The organism is Aquimarina agarilytica ZC1, assembly GCF_000255455.1.
Lineage (GTDB): Bacteria > Bacteroidota > Bacteroidia > Flavobacteriales > Flavobacteriaceae > Aquimarina > Aquimarina agarilytica.
In genome coordinates this window covers 18,687-36,447 of sequence record NZ_JH621281.1, presented here as the reverse complement: position 1 = coordinate 36,447, position 17,761 = coordinate 18,687, and the positions used below count along the sequence as shown (strand labels likewise).

Genomic DNA, 17,761 nt, shown 5'->3' with positions numbered 1-17,761 from the left:
TACATTAATTTACGACAAAACCCTCGTATTTACAAGGGTTTTGAGTATTCTGAATGCGCCTGTTTAATTGACTGTTTTAGTTCAGCAATCATTACTTTAAAATTAGTATTGTGAACGCGTTTTTCTATGAGTGAAATCTAATTAATTATAGACTATAGAAAATTGTACCAATTAATAGAGTTATTTTATTAATATTACAACACCTTCAACTTAGCAAAACGAAGGAGTAATTTTTTAATACCACCTTGGGTAAATTTAATTTCAGCTTTTTTATCCTGCCCGCTTCCCTCAATATTTAAAATTTGTCCAATTCCAAAACGCATATGTTCCACACGGGTTCCAGGAACTAATTTATTCATGGTTTCGGTGTCTACTTTTTGAGATCCTTTACTTATTGGACGTAATTTACGTAACTTTTGTAATTGATCGTCTGTGGGTTTATGTGACGGGGGTGGAGTGCTAGACACTGGTTTTGTCTGTCGTAGTTTACTTTTGTCTACGGCTCCAAAAATATCCGTATTAATTAAGGACTTGTAACGGTAGCTGTCAATAGGAGTAAGGTTTTCGAGATACTTATCGTCAATTTCTTCAATAAAACGGCTAGGTTCGGCATCTATTAATTTCCCCCAACGATAACGCGATAGCGTGTAGGTTAAATAAGCTTGTTTTTCGGCTCTTGTTAATGCTACATAAAATAAACGGCGCTCTTCCTCTAATTCACTTCGTGTATTCATACTCATTCCCGAAGGGAATAAATCTTCTTCCATACCTACAATATATACGTACGGAAATTCTAATCCTTTAGCCAAGTGAATGGTCATTAAAGCTACTCGATCTTCATCATCAACTTCTTTGTCTAAGTCAGTTGCTAGGGCAACATCTTCTAAAAATTCGGCAAGAGATCCTGTGGCTTCATCAATTTCTTTTTGCCCTTCAACAAAGTCACGCATACCATTTAAAAGTTCTTCTACATTTTCAATACGCGCAATACCTTCGGGAGTAGCATCTTTTTTAAATTCTTGTACTAGTCCTGTTTTTTTTGTGACTTCTTCCGCAAGGGTAAAAGCATCTGCGGTCTGATTAGTAACTTGAAAACTCTTGATCATATTTACAAAGTTTTGAAGCTTTGTTTTAGTACCAGCGTTAATTTTTAATTCTGGAATCCTATCAATACCTTCCATTACTTGAAAAATAGCACATTTGTAATGATTAGCTGCTAGTACAAGTTTATCAATGGTAGTAGCTCCAATACCACGTGCAGGATAATTGATCACACGTTTTAAGGCTTCTTCATCTTTTGGATTGGTAATTAAACGCAAGTAGGCTAGTACATCCTTTATTTCCTTACGTTGATAAAAAGAAAGACCGCCATAAATACGGTATTTGATACCACGCTTACGTAAGGCGTCCTCCATGGCACGCGATTGGGCATTGGTACGGTATAAAATGGCAAAGTCCGAAGCTTTTCGTTGTTCGGTCATTTGATTTTCAAAAATAGAACTAGCCACATAACGGCCTTCGTCACCATCGGTAGGTAATCGATTTACAATAATTTTTGGGCCATCGTCATTAGCTGTCCAAACAATTTTGTCCAGTTTGGTTTTATTGTGATCTATAATGGAATTGGCGGCTTCAACAATATTTCGAGTAGAGCGGTAATTTTGCTCTAACCTGTAAGTTTTTACATTGTCATAATCTTTTTCGAAATTTAAGATGTTATTAATATTCGCCCCACGAAACGCATAAATACTTTGTGCGTCATCACCAACAACACAGATGTTTTGAAAACGATCTGCCAAGGCTTTTACAATTAAATATTGTGAATGATTCGTATCCTGGTACTCATCTACTAATATGTACTTAAATCGGTTTTGATATTTGGCTAATACTTCGGGGAAACGATTCAATAATTCATTGGTTCGAAGTAATAAATCATCAAAATCCATAGCTCCGGCCTTAAAACAGCGATCCACATAATGTTGATAAATCTCACCAATCCGCGGCTTTTTTGCCATTGCGTCGGCTTCCATTAAGTCGGGATTATTAAAATAGGCTTTTACGGTTATTAAACTATTTTTAAATGAGGATATGCGACTATGTACTTGTTTAAATTTATAGATGTCCTTATCCAAAGACATTTCTTTAATAATACTAGAAATTAAGCGTTGAGAGTCTTGAGAGTCGTAAATGGTAAAGTTGGAAGGATAGCCCAACTTATCTGCTTCAAAACGTAAAATTTTAGCAAAAATAGAGTGAAAGGTACCCATCCAAAGGTTTTTTGCTTCACTTTTACCCACAATTTGGGCAATTCGTTCTTTCATTTCACGAGCAGCTTTGTTGGTAAAAGTCAGCGATAATATATTAAAAGGATCCACACCTTTATGCATCAAATAAGCAATACGGTAAGTAAGTACACGTGTTTTTCCAGAGCCTGCTCCGGCAATTACCATTAATGCGCCTTCAGTATGTATGGTAGGTGCTAATTGGGCTTCGTTAAGTTGACTTAAATATTCTTCCAAGGTGCTCTTTTTTTAGGTAATAAAATTACTGATTCTACATGAAATTTAAGTGTTAGAGTCCGTTTTAATTGTTTTTTATAAATGATACCATACTTAATTATAGCTATTATTGAGATATAATTTGTAAAAGTAACTGAGTCAGAACAGCAATTGATCATGTAGTATGGAAAGGAAGAATTTATTTTTTTAGACTACATTTTTTTTAAACTACCTAGTATATATGTAGGGAGAATTTTTGTTTTAATCTATGAAAAACAATCATTACGACTATTATTTTGTTAATTAAAAAATAAAAAAAACGGATAGCATGTTGTTTTTTAGTTGGTTAATTAATTATTAAGCGAAGGTTAAAAATAAGAGTATTCTTACTTTTTTTGATGAGAGTAAGATTAAAGGATTTTTATTTTGGCGTATGATAAAACTTAATAAATTAAGAACTAACTAATTATGGAATTTAAAAAATTATTTGCATTAGCTCTAATGTCAAGTAGCTTACTTACTCAAGCTCAAGATTGGAAAAATACTCCAGTTCCAGCAGATCCAGGTCAGGGTAAAAAGTGGGAATTACAAAAAGGATATTCAGACGATTTTAACTATAATGGTAAGAATGCCCAATTTAGAAGTAATTGGAGAGATGCTTATTTCCATTCATGGACAGGTCCAGGATTGACACAATGGCAATCAGATCATTCTGATGTTAAAGGCGGTAATTTAATAATTAGTGCTTCTAGGCATGGTGCAAATCGTGTTAATTGTGGAGTAGTAACTTCAAAAACTAAGGTAATTTATCCTATTTTCATGGAAGCCCGAATAAAGGTAAGTAACCTTGAGCTTTCGTCAAATTTTTGGATGTTAAGTGAGGATGATAAAAGAGAGATTGATGTATTAGAGGTTTATGGAGGGGCAAGTGATGTATGGTTTGCACAACGTATGTCAACAAATTTTCATGTTTTTGAACGTGGAGCGGGTAACCGAATTTTATCGGATTATAATGATCAAAACCATGTTACTTTACCAAACAATGAACTTTGGAGAAATAAATTTCACACTTTTGGAGTGTATTGGAAAAGTCCATCGGAAGTATACTTTTACATAGATGGTAAACAAACAAAGGATGGTTCTTGGGCGCAGTCTGATATGTTTGATAAGGATTACACTAGAAGGAAAATGGACAAGAATAGATTCAAAATGGATAAGCCTGTATTTATGATTATTGATACAGAAGACCATAGTTGGAGATCGGAACAAGGGATTGTAGCTTCGGATGCGGATTTAAAAAACCCAAACAAAAACAAAATGTTAGTGGATTGGGTACGTACTTACAAGCCAGTTAAATCCAATGATACTAAGCCAACACCTAAACCAGACCCAGTAGTAGTTAATCCAGGTTCGGGATCAAATACAAAGCCAAATTTAAATTTTGTTTCGCCTAAGAATAATGCAACATTAGCTCGAGGTAAAAATATTGAAGTAGCTATAAATGCTAGTGATAATGATGGTATAGCTAATGTGAAGTTATATTTAAATAATAAATTTGTTCGCCAAGAAAATGTAACGCCTTATACATGGGGTGAAACGAATCAAAACGATGGGATTTTAAAAAATATGAAATCTGGTAATTACACACTAAAGGCTGTTGCTACCGATAAAAAAGGCGCAACAAGTGAAAAAGTGATTCGTTTTACGGTTACTAATGGAACAGTACGGCCTACAAGACCTACGCCTGTAAATAATAATCAATTAGTAGCAAATGGATTGTACAGTATAAAAAATCCTTTTGAAGATCAAGCTGTTTTGGCACGTGAGCTTGAAAATTATAATGCTCAAATGGTTGATGTAGGTAGCTATACAGATCAACAATGGATATTTACCCATTTAGGGAATAATGTATATACTATTAAGAATAGTAGAAATAATCGTTATTTAGAAGTTCCTTTTGGTGGATGTGGGAATGGAGAAAATGTAAGTACTTGGAGAGAAGCTTCTCAAAACCACCAAAAGTGGAAAGTAATAAAGAATGGAAGGTATTATGCGTTAATGCCATTGCATTGTACAGCACAGGCTTTGGATAGAGCAGGTGGTTTGTTTGATGCTAATTTAATTACTTGGGCATACAATCCATCGAATAATAATCAAAAGTGGGAAATTAATGGAACCGCTAAAGGCCTAAAAGTTTTAGGAGATACAGATGCAAGGACATTTGAAATATACCCTAACCCAGCACAAGTAGATCAGTCTGTAACTATATCTGGAATAGCATTAGGGCAAGTAGCTGTTGTATATAACGTAGCAGGTCAAGTGGTAAAAACTGTTTCAGAGGCAACTACAGAAACCTTGGTAGTAGATGTAACAGGATTAAGCGCTGGAATGTATTTTGTTAAAGTGGGTAATCAAGCTGCAGCAAAATTAATTATCGAATAGTTTTATAGTTTAGTAAACATATTTGAAAGACCATTTAAGTTCGCTTAAATGGTCTTTTTTTATATTCACTTTTAAAATAAATTTCTTTTTTCTGTAAAGAAAACTAACTTTAGCTAGACAAAATAAATAAAACAATGATTGAATTTATAGGAAGTATAGCTTGGTGGGTTTGGATTATAATTGGTGTTGGGCTAGTAGCTATTCGAGATGTGTTTTTTAATAAAAGACATACCATTACGCATAATTTTCCAATAGTAGGTCATTTTAGGTATATGTTAGAAAGTATTGGTCCAGAATTACGCCAGTATATTGTAGCAAATAATAGGGAGGAACTTCCTTTTAATAGAACAGAACGTGGATGGATTTATGCTTCTTCAAAAAATGAAAATAACTATGAGGGTTTTGGAACTGATCAAGATATTTATGGTCCGCAATATATTTTTATTAAAAATGCGATGTTTCCTTATAAGGTAAAAAAGAAACATGCCAATGCTTTGGATCCTTACTTTTTACCTTGTGCTAAAATTATGGGGAGTTATAATAATAGGCGCCGTCCATTTAGACCAGCATCTATTATAAATGTATCGGCCATGAGTTTTGGTTCACTTTCCGCAAAAGCGGTGGAAGCTTTAAATAAAGGCTGTAAATTATCCTATGCTTATCATAATACGGGAGAGGGAGGTTTATCTCCTTATCATAAAAAGGGAGGCGATGTAGTTTTTCATATTGGAACAGGGTATTTTGGCGTACGTGATCATGAAGGAAACTTTTCTATGGAAATGTTAAAAAACTTAGTAGAAGCCAATCCAAGTATTAGAGCGATAGAAGTAAAATTATCGCAAGGGGCAAAGCCCGGAAAAGGAGGTGTGCTACCAGGCTCAAAAATCACTAAAGAAATCGCCGAAATAAGAAATGTAAAGGTGGGGGAAGATGTACTTTCACCAGCGTATCATACGGCATTTTCAAATGTGCCCGAATTAATTGAATTTATTGAAGATATTGCTGCTGAAACTGGATTGCCAGTTGGTATAAAAGCAGCCATAGGGAAGGTGGATCAATGGAAAGAGTTGGTCAATGAAATGAAAGCGCAAAATAAAGGTCCAGATTTTATTACTGTCGATGGGGGTGAAGGAGGTACCGGAGCAGCACCACCAAGTTTTGCAGATCATGTGGCGCTACCATGGGTGTATGCCTTTAGTGAGGTGTATAAATTATTTTCCGAAGCCAACATAACAGATAGAGTAGTTTTTTGTGCCAGTGGTAAATTAGGGTTTCCGGCGCGAGCAGCAATGGCATTTGCTATGGGAGTGGATTGTATTAACGTAGCACGCGAAGCCATGTTAAGTGTAGGTTGTATTCAGGCACAAGTGTGTCATACCAATAGGTGCCCTAGTGGGGTAGCCACTCAAAATAAATGGTTACAAGCGGGTATTGATGTAACCGATAAAGCCGAACGAGTAAAATATTATTTTAAAAACTTTAATAAAGAATTATTGGAAATTACACATGCCTGTGGTTACGAACATCCAGCTCAATTTAACATGGATGATATTAATATAAGCCAAGGCGATAATAACAAAACGACAAGTCTTGCACGTAATTATGGATATCATAAAAAGCCGGTACCTTTTAATGGTTTTGAAGAATTGGTTACTTGTCCCAATTTGGGAGGGAATTATAGTAATACTAAAATTGATGCAGAAACGGTTCGTTATTAATTTTAAATATTTATGAGAATAAGGGAACTTAGTTTGTACACTAATAAACTTGAAGCTGAAAAAGAATTCTACACCAAAGTATTAGGTTTTTCGGTATGGAATGCAACTCACAATCAATTTACCCTAAAAATAGGTTGGACGGCGCTTACCTTTGTAGCAAGCCAACAAGCTTTTTGTTATCATTATTGTTTTTTAATCCCTTCAAATAAATTAACAGAAGCTGTAGCTTGGCTAGAAAAAAGAACCAGTATTATTCCAATTACTTCTAATAAAAAAACAAATAAGTTTGAAGACTGGAATGCCGAATCCGTTTATTTTTGCGATGCCAGTGGAAATATAGTCGAATTTATAGTACGCTATGACTTGGATAATGCAACCTATGAAATTTTTAATAAAGACCAAATACTTTGTGTAAATGAAATTGGTTTAGCCACTAATGATATTAAAAAAGTAAACTTTCAATTGGAGGTAAACTTAGGGACAAGCTTTTACAAAGGGGATTTTACAAGGTTTGGCACACATGGCCACCTCGAAGGGCTATTTTTACTTCCTAATTATAATGAGAAGACCACATGGTTCCCTACCAATGCGGTATTAAAGCCTCAATCTTTTACAGGAGTTGTGGAAAGCTATAAAGGAGAATTTTTAGTGAATTATAATCGAGAAAAACTAAAAATAGAAAAACGAGTACAGCAGAATGAGTAAATCGTATAGGATGGGCACCATGGAATAAAATTAATACTTAGCTACTCCATATTATTAAAAGCTTAGATTTATATTTGTGTTCTGTAGGTTTCAATAAATTTGGTAAAAAAACAAAATGAAAATAGATATTTATACAGTTATTTTAGTAGTACTTCCCACATTAGTAATTGCTTTGGTGTGTTATTTTTCAATACAAGCAATGATAAAAAAAGAGTTGTTAAAACAAAAATACAATTTACTAAAAAGCAACCAAAAGGAAATTTTACCATTAAAGTTACAAGCCTATGAGCGTTTTACATTGCTTTTGGATCGTATTAGTTTGGATAAGCTTTTGGTAAGGATTTCCCCTAGCGGAGAAGATAAAAATGCGTATAAAAATTTATTAATAGCAACTATTGATCAGGAATTTGAGCATAATTTAACGCAGCAAATCTATATTTCAGACGAATGTTGGAAAACGATTCTTACAGCAAAAAATACGATGATTTCTCAATTGCACAGCTTATCAGTAAAAGAGGGTATTTCGGATGCTACTGCATACAGAAACGAAGGCATAGCGCAATTTCCATCTAGCGAAAGTGCCACAAATGTAGCTCAAGCTTATGTGAGGAGTGAGGTGAGTTTATTGTTTTAAAAGTGCTTGAGTGTGATAGCTGAGGGTTAAAGTGATCTATTTTAAAATTTTAGGTTAGGCTAATTTAGTTATATTTATAATAGATATATGTCTCTTTAGCTGACTTATATAATTGTGGTAAAGCATTAAAACTATAGTCTTTTAAGACTTATCGCACTAATTAATTATTAATTTTACTAAAAAGTGTTGTTATGGATATGCAGGCAGAAAAGATTGAGCTAACAAAATTATTATTAAGTACAGATAATCCAAATATATTAAATTCTATTAGAGAAATATTCAAACTAAATAGGACTGATGATTTTTGGGATGAATTGAGTATTGAGGAAAAAGAAGAAATAGAAAGAGGTACTGAAGATATCAAAAATGGAGAGTTCCAAAGTTATGATTCTTTTATGTCGTCACATAGATAATAGATTGGATGGCTAGAAAAGTAATTGTTTCTAAAACTGCACAAAAAAAACTTGATGATTTATTTGAATACTTAATAGATGAATGGTCGGAAAGAGTAAAAAATAAATTCATAGGAAAACTTGATAAAAACATTGAATTAATTCAAGCTAATCCTGAAATCTTCCCTAAATCAAATAAAGCTAAAGGATTGAATAGATGTGTTATCACAAAACAAATAACACTATACTTTAGATATAATAGTAAAAGAATTGATATTGTAACAGTATTTGATACAAGACAAAATCCTAGTAAATTAAAAAAGAGTATATAATAAATGTTTTAAAAGTATTCATATATTTCAGAAATTTTTAGCACAGTATTTTTGAAATAATTACTAACCAACCTGATAATTTTACAAACTTACGATCCTATTAGTTATATTTATAATGGATATGTAGTCAGTGGTTTATATCTAATTATTGACTATAACTATATATAAGCTAATGGAGAAGTTATTTTACCTTTTGATTTTGATGATAAGTTTCCTCGCCTGTAAAAAGGAAATTGAAAATCTGGATCAACTGAAAATTGAAAAGATTAACAGTCTCGCAAATCGCTATCTTGAATTGAATCGATTTAGTGGAGTTATTTTGGTAGCTCAAGGAAATACAATTATTTATAAAAATAATTTTGGTCTAGCTGATTACGAAAACAAAATACCTTTTTCAAATAAGACTTCTTTTAAAATTGGCGAAATTTCAGAATTAATAATAGCTGACATCATTCGTAAAATGGCCATTAAAGGCAAAATTCAATTGTCAGACAATATTACTAAATACATTCCAGAAATTAAATCTGACTTAAACATAAATGATGTATTAAATGATAAGTCGAATTCTGTAGTAGCATCTTTGGGTAAATCCGAGAGCAATGATATAGATTATAATAGTTTAGGTTTGCTTATTGAAAAAATAAGTGAAAAAAAAATTCAAGAAAATATCGAAGAATATAGTAATGAATTAGCATTAGAAAATACTTACTTCAAAAAATTAGATCCGTATTTAGCTGTTGGTTACCTCTATCATAATTATCAAGGCAATGGACTTGAATTGCAAAAATTACCAATTTCAAATTCGGAAAATACATCTAGTAAAAATGGAATTAAATCAACTGCAAATGACTTGATAAAAATTATAAGTTCAAATGACACTAATAATTTAGAGATTGAGGGGTATTTAGATAATGACGGTTTTAGTTATTCTTTATATAATAGTTCTAAAAATAAAATTTCAATAATCGTTTTAAGTAACCGAAGGCACCCTGTTGCCAAAGAAATTTCAAATAGTATTAATTCCATACTTAATAACAAAGAATATAGAATTCCTTTAGCGAGAAAACAATTTGATATAGATGAAAAATTACTTAATGATTATTCGGGTTCTTATTCTCTAAATGAAGGAATGAATTTAGAAGTCTTTGTTGAAAATGATAGTTTATTTGTAATGATGGGGCAGAATAAAGTACATCTAAAGCCTCAGTCCGAAAATCAATTTTATATGGAGCAAATGGATGCATCTATGAGATTTTTGAAGGACACAAACAATGTAGTTAATGAGGTTGTTTTATTGGATGGATTTTTAGATGGAAATAAAATTAAACGAATTAAAAAATAAAAATTGATTTTAAACTAGTTATTTGTATGACTCACCAAGCCCCAAATGAGAACATAGAGTTGACTAATCACGTTGTCCTAATGGATCGCGATTACTCTTTTCAATTACTATCGGTTTTGTATATGGTTTATATGCGGGTAGTTTAAAATATTAATCTATTTTTTTAGTGGAGTTTAGATATTTTTTAAGTTACTATATATTGTTGTTAAAGAATAGCATTTAATAATTTTATAGAATACATAAACTAAACAATTTTTTAGCCTAGTTAATTTTTTTGCAGATGAGATATACTAATTAATAACGTAAATTAGATTTGTATAACAAGTGGAGTATGGTGGGACTATCCGAATAGTTCCTGAGGGATTTGTGATAAAAACTCCCTTAACTACCCTAATTAGAAGCTATTAATAATTATAGATTGGACAATACTATGAATTTTAAAACATTTTTTCATTATATAAGTTATTTGAAATACCCCATGATGTTAGTTAATAGGATCTTTTTTTGTTTTTAGATTGTATTTTCAGGAGGTTGAAGTTTTGAAAGATAACTCTAATATTATAACCGAAAGTTTAAATTCATTATTAATTTTTATGGGACTAGGGTTGAGTTTTTCATCATTACAAGATACTACTAAAACGCAAAATAAGTTTTCTGAAAAAATTTTGAAAAATCACTTAAAAGGAAAAATAGCAATTATTATAATAAGTATTCAAATTTTATTTTGTTTAACATTTGGAATAATTGGGTATTTCTTCACGAAAGTAGGTTTTTTAAAAGAATTATCAATGGGAGTTATTGTTTTTGGATTGGGAATGTTTGGTTTTTTGAAAACATCAATTGATATATTTGAAAATCATAGAGTTGATAAAAATTAATAAATCTAAATGGGATTAAGAGAAGTAAAAAAGGAACTTAATAAAATGGATAAATCTGAAATGATTAAACTCATATCAGAGATGTATTCTAAAATACCATCAGCTAAAGAGTTTCTTGATATTTTTTCTGGTGTTAAAATTGAGACACTCATTGAAAAATATAAAAAGGAAATTGAGCGCTATGTATACCCTAGTGGAAGAGAAATGCTTTTGCGTGAATCGGAAGCCAGAAAAATAATACGCAATGTTCGTAAAATGAAAATAGTTGAACTTAATGTTGAACTGGAATTATATTATGTTGAATGTTGTCTTGAAATAATTCAAGACTTTGGTTATTTTAATGAAAGTTATTACATAGCTGTAGAAAAAATGTTTGATAGTGCTATAAATGGGATATCTCAAATTGGTGAAAATGAAAAATATGAAGAAAGAATTAATAATATATATAACATAGCTAGCGAATACGGAATAGAATTCTATTATTAGAAAGTGAGCAGTTAATTTTATATATGAAATCAGTGTACCGATTCGTGTTAAATCTGATAGTGAATTACTTTTTTCAATAGCTCTAAATTTTTGTGAATTAACAAATAAACACACAAATGTTATATGTTTAAGGGGTAGTTGAGCCCCATAACTGTAGTGTTCTGAATTAATAATTTTTTGAAAATTTCGATCAAAAAAGAAAATTAGGAATAGTTAAAAGAGTTAAAAAACAAATCAATAAATTTGGTTAATAGCATGAAAATCTTGACTTTTCATCATTTTGGTTTTCAATGATACAATTTTACTTTAGTCAGTGTTAAAAAAATGACCATAAATACTCAGAAAAATAGTCGACAATTAACCGAACATTTTTTTAGAAATGAGTATGGCAAAATGGTTTCTGTTATTACTAAATATATTGGTACAGGAAATGTCCAAACTGCAGAGGATATTGTTCAAGAAACTTTATTAAAAGCAGTTGATTATTGGCAGCATCATGGAATACCAGAAAAACCACAGGCATGGTTGTACACTACAGCAAAAAACCTAACGCTTAACATTCTAAAACGTAAAAAGTATCAATCTGAATTTAACGATCAAAAAAGTGAACAGCATTCGGAACAATTAGAAAACTTGGAAATTTCGGAAGCGCTTATTTCTGATGGACAATTAAAAATGATGTTCGTTTGCTGTCATCCTAAAATATCCGACAATTCAAAAATTTGCTTAATTTTAAAAATCCTCTGTGGTTTTAACATATCCGAAATAGCCAATTCTTTTTTTACTTCAACAGAAACTATAAATAAAAGATTAGTAAGAGGAAGAAAACAATTACGAACAAACAACATAAGTTTTGAACTTCCTAAAGACATTAATATAAATCTTCCGATTGTTTTAAAAACCATTTTTTTACTTTTTAATGAGGGCTATAGTCCTACACAAAAAAATGAGCTGATTAGATATGATCTGTGTCTTGAGGCAATCCGGCTAACCAAAATTTTAGTAAAAAATGAAGCAATAACACAAAAGGCAGATTGTTATGCGCTTTTAGCGCTTATGTATTTCAATGTTTCACGATTTGATTCTAGAATGAACGCAGCTAATTCCATTATTGAAATGGATAAACAAAATCGAAAAAATTGGAATCAAGAGGTAATCAATAAAGGCATTCAACTATTAAATAAAGCGACTAGTGAAAAACAAATTTCTAGTTATTTAATATTGGCAAGTATTTCCGCAAATCATTGCATAGCATCAAGTTTTGAAAAAACGGATTGGGAAGAAATTCTATGCCTTTACGATAGCCTTCTGGAATTAGAAGATACACCTATTATTAGACTAAATCGTAGTGTTGCGCTTTCCAAGGTAAAAGGGAACCGAAAAGCGATATTGGAATTAGAAAAACTCAAAAAACAGACAAAGATTGATAAAAACCACCTTTTTCATTCGACATTAGGGGAACTTTATAAATTAGAAAATGATACCGAAAAAGCTAGAAATAGCTACTTGAAAGCAATTTCACTAACTAAAAATGAGCGAGATATAAAATTACTTCAAAAAAAATTAATGCAACTTGTCCCTGTTTCATAAACTCAATTGTTATAAAGGTATAATCCATTAATATAAAATTTATGAAGCTAATTATTATGAGCTTAGTAGTCTTTATGACTATGCCAAGCAGTTTTGCACAATCTAATAGCAAAACAAAAGTGAATCAGGAGTTTATGTATTTTGTTTATTCAAATGGGAATCGTGTAACCGATCTATCATCTGATAAGCAACAATTACATATTAAAAAAATAGGGGCGTATATTGAAAATTTAGCCAAAACTGGAAAACTAAAAGATGCACAACCTCTAGAAATGGAAGGAACAAAAATAGCAAGTAAAAAAGGTATTTTTACTGAAACAGCATTAAATAAAGATAAAAAAGTTATAGCAGGCTATTACCATATTTTGGCAGCTGATATGGACGATGCTATAACTATTGCTAAGGCTGACCCTAGGTTTGAAGAAGAAGGTTGGGAAATTGTAATTCGTCCAATTAAAAAAGTTGAAGGAATAAATAAAAAGTAATCATTTTAAATATCAATTATGAAAGAATTTATGTTATTTATAAGAAGTGAGGGGAATCCAGTAGCAAAATTATCTCCAGAACAACAACAAGAGCATGTTCAAAAAGTAGGTGGGTTTATTAAAAAAATGGTTGATGAAGGTAAAATGAAATCGGCTCAACCATTGGAAATGCAAGGCAGTATTTTATCCTTTGACAATAATAGTTTTATAGATGGTCCATTTAATGAAACTAAAGAAGTTATTTCGGGGTATTACCACATTTTAGCAAAGGATTTAAATGAGGCTATTGGAATTGCCAAATCTGATCCTAGGTTTGAGGATGGCAAATGGCGAATAGAAATTAGACCAGTTATGAAAGTTGATGGAATTAATGAATAACCTACTAACAAAGTTTATCATCAATAGTTTAGATGATAAAAATGGGATGTTTTGACTTTATAATAATGATGATTTTGGCGTGTTGGAATGTTGGCAATGTTATTAATGCTTTGTCAATGTTTCAATACTCAGCCAACTATAGTAACACTTCATCTTTTTGGTAGTTAGTTTAAAGAGAGGTTACGTTAGTTATATTCTTTTCATCATGTAAATTTTAGAGTAGATAGTGATAGTGTATCAGCTATCAAAGAAACAGGTATAACTACTAACCTATGCAGTTATTTAGAGTAAAACCATTGAAGTAATGATACAAAATGATAAATGGACTAGAAAATTTTCTTAAACAAAGTGACCTAAGTCAAGCATCTATTGCTATGATTTGTGATTGTTGGAACAAGGAAATTATTGTTAAGAAAAAAGAATATTTATTGAGAAAAAGTCAAGTTGTTTCTGGTTGCATAGCCTTAGTCATCGAAAGTGAAAACAAAAATTCAGTGTTAGGCTTCGGTTATGAAAATTCAATAATTACATCATTCGTTTCTTTTTCAACAGGTACACCAACAGAGTTATCCCTTTTAGGAATTGCAGCATCTAAAGTTTTGAAAATATCAAAAAAGCAATTAAATGAATTGGTAAAGAATGATCCCGAAATTGCGAAATGGTATTCTACAATCATTGAAAAAACACTCATTGGTCATTTGAAGCGGCAAAACGTAGCGGGCATTTAGTAAATGCGATACCATTAAAATATATTTCATCTTATTTAAATATGACACCTGAAACTTTGAGTAGAGTAAGAGCTTCATTTTTTTGATTTAAATCAAGAAAAATCATCTTTATTCTATTCAATTTTATAAAAAAAGGATGAGACTTAAACAAGGACAAATTGCCCCCAATTTTGAAATATCGGATATTCATGGGAGAATAATAAATTTACACCAACTGCATAATCAAAAAATACTGTTAACTTTTTTTAGGTATGCTGAATGTGCATTATGTAATTTGAGAATTTCGGAACTAAAAAAAGAATCAAAAAAATTAAAAGAATTAGATATAAAATTAGTAGCAATCTTTCAAAGTAGTAATGAAAGCTTGATGCAATCAATTCATCATCGACATCCATTTGATTTTATACTAATTGCAGACCCTAAACTAAAATTATATCACCTATATCAAGTAACCCCATCTTGGATAAAACTTATAAGAACAGCCTCTTGGCGTGGAATAAAGAATATGATTAGAGCTTCTAAAAAAGGTTTTAAACTTGGTGGTAAAGTAGAAGGAAAATTTCATCAAATACCTGCAGATTTTTTAATAAATAGGGATAATACTATTGAAATTGCTCATTATGGAAATAGTGTAATTGACCATATTCCTATTGATAAAATCATAAGAATTACAGACAATAGATAGGTGCTAGTGTTGTTTTGGGTGTAAGAACATAACCATGTATTGACTAATTTTAAGCCAATAGGAGTAGTTGATTACGAAGAGCTTTATTTGTGGAATTATTATGTTAAATTTTGCAAGTAAATTATGCTTGAGATATTACAATTGGAATCTCAAATTTAACAGATTAATTTATACTAATAGTAGGTTGACTTTTGAACAATGAAAATAAACATAAAAAAATATAATTCAGATTGGGGAAAACAATTCGCTAAACAAAAGATTGAACTTTCATATATTTTACAAAAATATTCTCCTCGAATTGAACATATTGGAAGTACTGCTGTTCCTAATCTTTCGGCAAAACCTATTATTGATATAGCAATTGGTTTGAATTCCATGCAAGAAATAGATGAAATTATTCCAATAATGATTGATTCTGGATTTATTTACATTAGTGCCTATAATTCAATTATGCCCGAAAGGCGCTTTTTTATAAATCTTAAAAATAAGGAGAAATTTAAGCAAGAATATAAGGATGTTAATCAAATCCCAGATGAAGAATTTTATTTGAATAAAATATCTAACATACATTTTTGGGTAGTTAATTCTCAGGAGTGGACAAGGCATATAGCTTTTAGAGAATACTTGAAGTTTAATGAAAAAGTGAGGGTAGAATATCAAGAATTAAAAGAAACTCTTGGTAATCAAAATTGGGCAAGCGGCACAGCATATAATAAAGCAAAAGATACCTTTATTAAGCAAGAAGAACATAAAGCTATTCAATGGTACACTAAAAAAAGTTACTAACAAACAATAGAAATAGCTATTTACTCATGTATTTGCTTTATCTCATTAGTAGTTGTTTTTTAAACAACAAATAATATTAATATTCTAAAAAAAAAAGAAAAGGTAGTCTACTATTTAACTTTTACGTATTGTTTTTTCATGTTATTTATTTTCTATTGAGCTACTCTAAATAAATTGAGATAGCTTTTTATAAAGTTTTAAAAATTAGTTAATAATCAGACTTGTAATTTTTTTAAACAATAAAAAGTGTAGTTTTATGCAAGAACATATTGGCTATCCTCTATAAGCGAAATCGATATAGTTGTCTGATCTCTGATCTGAATGAGCCAATTGCTCTAGTGAATAAATACAAATCATAGTACAAAAGCTCACAAACTAATCATAAGATCAAACTAGTATATGACATATTAAAGAGTCTAATGGAGGAAGACTTGAGAGAAAAATGTATTGTATTTGATCTTAGAAAAGTTGAGTTATTAAAATCTGTATTACAAAATTGGATTCTTTTGGATAGCGCTATCATGCTATAGATATTGGGCCTAAAAACAAGAATTTTTTATAATCAGGTGGAGTAACTAAGTGATTAGTACTAAAAAAAACAATTAATTATGAAAAATTTTAAAATTTTAATTTGGGGCTTATGCATAGCTTTACTATCGTGTAACTCTGATGATGAAACCCCTAATGTTCCAGAAGAAAAACCCACGGAGGTTGAATCTCCAGCTGGTAATCCTCCAGTTGATGAGCCACCTGTAGTAGAGCCCCCTAAAGAAGAGCCTACCACGGATCCAGTTACATTAATTGATTTAGAGGCTCTAGATGCCAACTTACCATCTTTTGTTTCGGTAGATGATACCACTCCAAAAGATATGAAGTGGGTAAAGATCGAAGCAATGTCTGACGAGTTTGAAAAGTGGGATGATGAAAAATGGTTTAATTCATTTTGGAATTATGGGGGAACACCTGTATGGATGACAGATAAAAACTCTGGTGTCGAAGATGGAAAATTATTTATAAAAGCTACTTTACGGGATGATCCAACATCTTGGTTTCAAACAGCAAGGGTGCATTCTAAAACAAAAATAAGTTTTCCAATGTATACCGAATGTAGTATGAAAACAGCCAATATTTCAGCATTCAATACGTTTTGGTTGAACAATGGAGACATCGATAATCGAGATGAAATTGATATTGTTGAAAATAACCCTAACCCAACGCCTGAGTGTAGAGATCAATCCACTAAACCAGCTGATTTTCCTTGGACGCCTTGGTTATTTCCGACTCAAATGAATTCTCAATACTTTATTGCAAAAAATAGTAAAACGGAAAGACATGAGGATAATTTTGATACTCGTTTTTTATCTGATGCCAATCCGAATAAAGGGAAAACTTGGGATGAAGCTTATCATATAGTCGGAGCCTGGTGGAAAGATGAAAGGAATGTGCAATTTTATCTAAATGGGGAGCCGGCAGGAAAAATTACTACGCAACAGGATTTTACCAGAGAATTAGAGATTATTTGGGATTTATGGACTTTTAAGGATTGTAATATAGGTGGTTTACCCCAAAAAGAAGAATTAAATGACAACTCCATAAACACCATGCGTGTAGATTGGGTTAGGACATGGAAGTTAGAAGCAAAATAATTATATTAGAACATTCAATAATTTTAAATAAACAAT

At 31.2% G+C, this 17,761-nt stretch carries 17 protein-coding genes; 16 read left to right on the top strand and 1 reads right to left on the bottom strand.

Annotation, left to right across the window (positions count from 1 at the left end; all coding sequences use genetic code 11):
• Positions 1-194 precede the first annotated feature (194 nt).
• Positions 195-2,519 carry an ATP-dependent helicase gene (locus tag KQA_RS0215210; RefSeq protein WP_010182339.1) on the bottom strand — a complete coding sequence of 775 codons (2,325 nt, stop codon included), beginning with the start codon at positions 2,517-2,519 and terminating at the stop codon, positions 195-197.
• A gap of 447 nt (positions 2,520-2,966) precedes the next feature.
• Here KQA_RS0215210 and KQA_RS0215200 point away from each other — a divergent pair, with 447 nt between their 5' ends.
• The 16 genes from KQA_RS0215200 to KQA_RS0215120 all read left to right on the top strand — a co-directional run bounded on the left by KQA_RS0215200 (position 2,967) and on the right by KQA_RS0215120 (position 17,725).
• Positions 2,967-4,940, top strand: coding sequence for an Ig-like domain-containing protein (locus KQA_RS0215200; protein ID WP_010182338.1), 1,974 nt, complete (start codon positions 2,967-2,969; stop codon positions 4,938-4,940).
• A 134-nt stretch (positions 4,941-5,074) separates the two neighbouring features.
• Positions 5,075-6,658, top strand: coding sequence for an FMN-binding glutamate synthase family protein (locus tag KQA_RS0215195; RefSeq protein ID WP_010182337.1), 1,584 nt, complete (start codon positions 5,075-5,077; stop codon positions 6,656-6,658).
• Positions 6,659-6,670: 12 nt separating this feature from the next.
• On the top strand, positions 6,671-7,363 hold the full coding sequence (locus KQA_RS0215190) for a VOC family protein (protein WP_010182335.1): 693 nt from the start codon (positions 6,671-6,673) through the stop codon (positions 7,361-7,363).
• A gap of 115 nt (positions 7,364-7,478) precedes the next feature.
• Positions 7,479-7,997 carry a DUF7935 family protein gene (locus KQA_RS0215185; protein WP_010182334.1) on the top strand — a complete coding sequence of 173 codons (519 nt, stop codon included), beginning with the start codon at positions 7,479-7,481 and terminating at the stop codon, positions 7,995-7,997.
• Positions 7,998-8,188: 191 nt separating this feature from the next.
• The gene (locus tag KQA_RS0215180) at positions 8,189-8,410 is read left to right on the top strand and encodes a hypothetical protein (protein ID WP_010182333.1); all 222 of its coding nucleotides are present in this window, start codon (positions 8,189-8,191) and stop codon (positions 8,408-8,410) included.
• Between the two features lie 8 nt (positions 8,411-8,418).
• Complete coding sequence (locus KQA_RS0215175) at positions 8,419-8,721, top strand: type II toxin-antitoxin system RelE/ParE family toxin (protein ID WP_010182332.1); 303 nt, start codon at positions 8,419-8,421, stop codon at positions 8,719-8,721.
• Between the two features lie 202 nt (positions 8,722-8,923).
• Positions 8,924-10,063 (top strand): serine hydrolase, encoded by a 1,140-nt coding sequence (locus KQA_RS0215170; RefSeq protein WP_232285907.1) that lies wholly within the window; start codon positions 8,924-8,926, stop codon positions 10,061-10,063.
• Between the two features lie 539 nt (positions 10,064-10,602).
• Complete coding sequence (locus tag KQA_RS19075; RefSeq protein WP_232285906.1) at positions 10,603-10,941, top strand: hypothetical protein; 339 nt, start codon at positions 10,603-10,605, stop codon at positions 10,939-10,941.
• Positions 10,942-10,950: 9 nt separating this feature from the next.
• Entirely contained in the window at positions 10,951-11,427 is a 477-nt protein-coding gene (locus tag KQA_RS0215160; protein ID WP_010182328.1) for a DUF6155 family protein, read from the top strand.
• A gap of 324 nt (positions 11,428-11,751) precedes the next feature.
• Positions 11,752-13,017, top strand: coding sequence for an RNA polymerase sigma factor (locus tag KQA_RS0215155; RefSeq protein ID WP_010182327.1), 1,266 nt, complete (start codon positions 11,752-11,754; stop codon positions 13,015-13,017).
• Between the two features lie 41 nt (positions 13,018-13,058).
• Entirely contained in the window at positions 13,059-13,502 is a 444-nt protein-coding gene (locus tag KQA_RS0215150; RefSeq protein WP_010182326.1) for a YciI family protein, read from the top strand.
• An 18-nt stretch (positions 13,503-13,520) separates the two neighbouring features.
• On the top strand, positions 13,521-13,880 hold the full coding sequence (locus tag KQA_RS0215145) for a YciI family protein (RefSeq protein WP_010182324.1): 360 nt from the start codon (positions 13,521-13,523) through the stop codon (positions 13,878-13,880).
• Between the two features lie 314 nt (positions 13,881-14,194).
• Positions 14,195-14,608, top strand: coding sequence for a cyclic nucleotide-binding domain-containing protein (locus tag KQA_RS0215140; RefSeq protein WP_010182323.1), 414 nt, complete (start codon positions 14,195-14,197; stop codon positions 14,606-14,608).
• 136 nt (positions 14,609-14,744) lie between these two features.
• Positions 14,745-15,293 (top strand): redoxin domain-containing protein, encoded by a 549-nt coding sequence (locus KQA_RS0215135; RefSeq protein WP_010182322.1) that lies wholly within the window; start codon positions 14,745-14,747, stop codon positions 15,291-15,293.
• A gap of 198 nt (positions 15,294-15,491) precedes the next feature.
• A complete protein-coding gene (locus tag KQA_RS0215130) occupies positions 15,492-16,079 on the top strand; it encodes a GrpB family protein (protein ID WP_010182321.1) in 588 nt (195 codons plus the stop codon).
• A gap of 608 nt (positions 16,080-16,687) precedes the next feature.
• Complete coding sequence (locus tag KQA_RS0215120; RefSeq protein WP_010182320.1) at positions 16,688-17,725, top strand: LamG domain-containing protein; 1,038 nt, start codon at positions 16,688-16,690, stop codon at positions 17,723-17,725.
• The last annotated feature ends 36 nt before the right edge of the window (positions 17,726-17,761 follow it).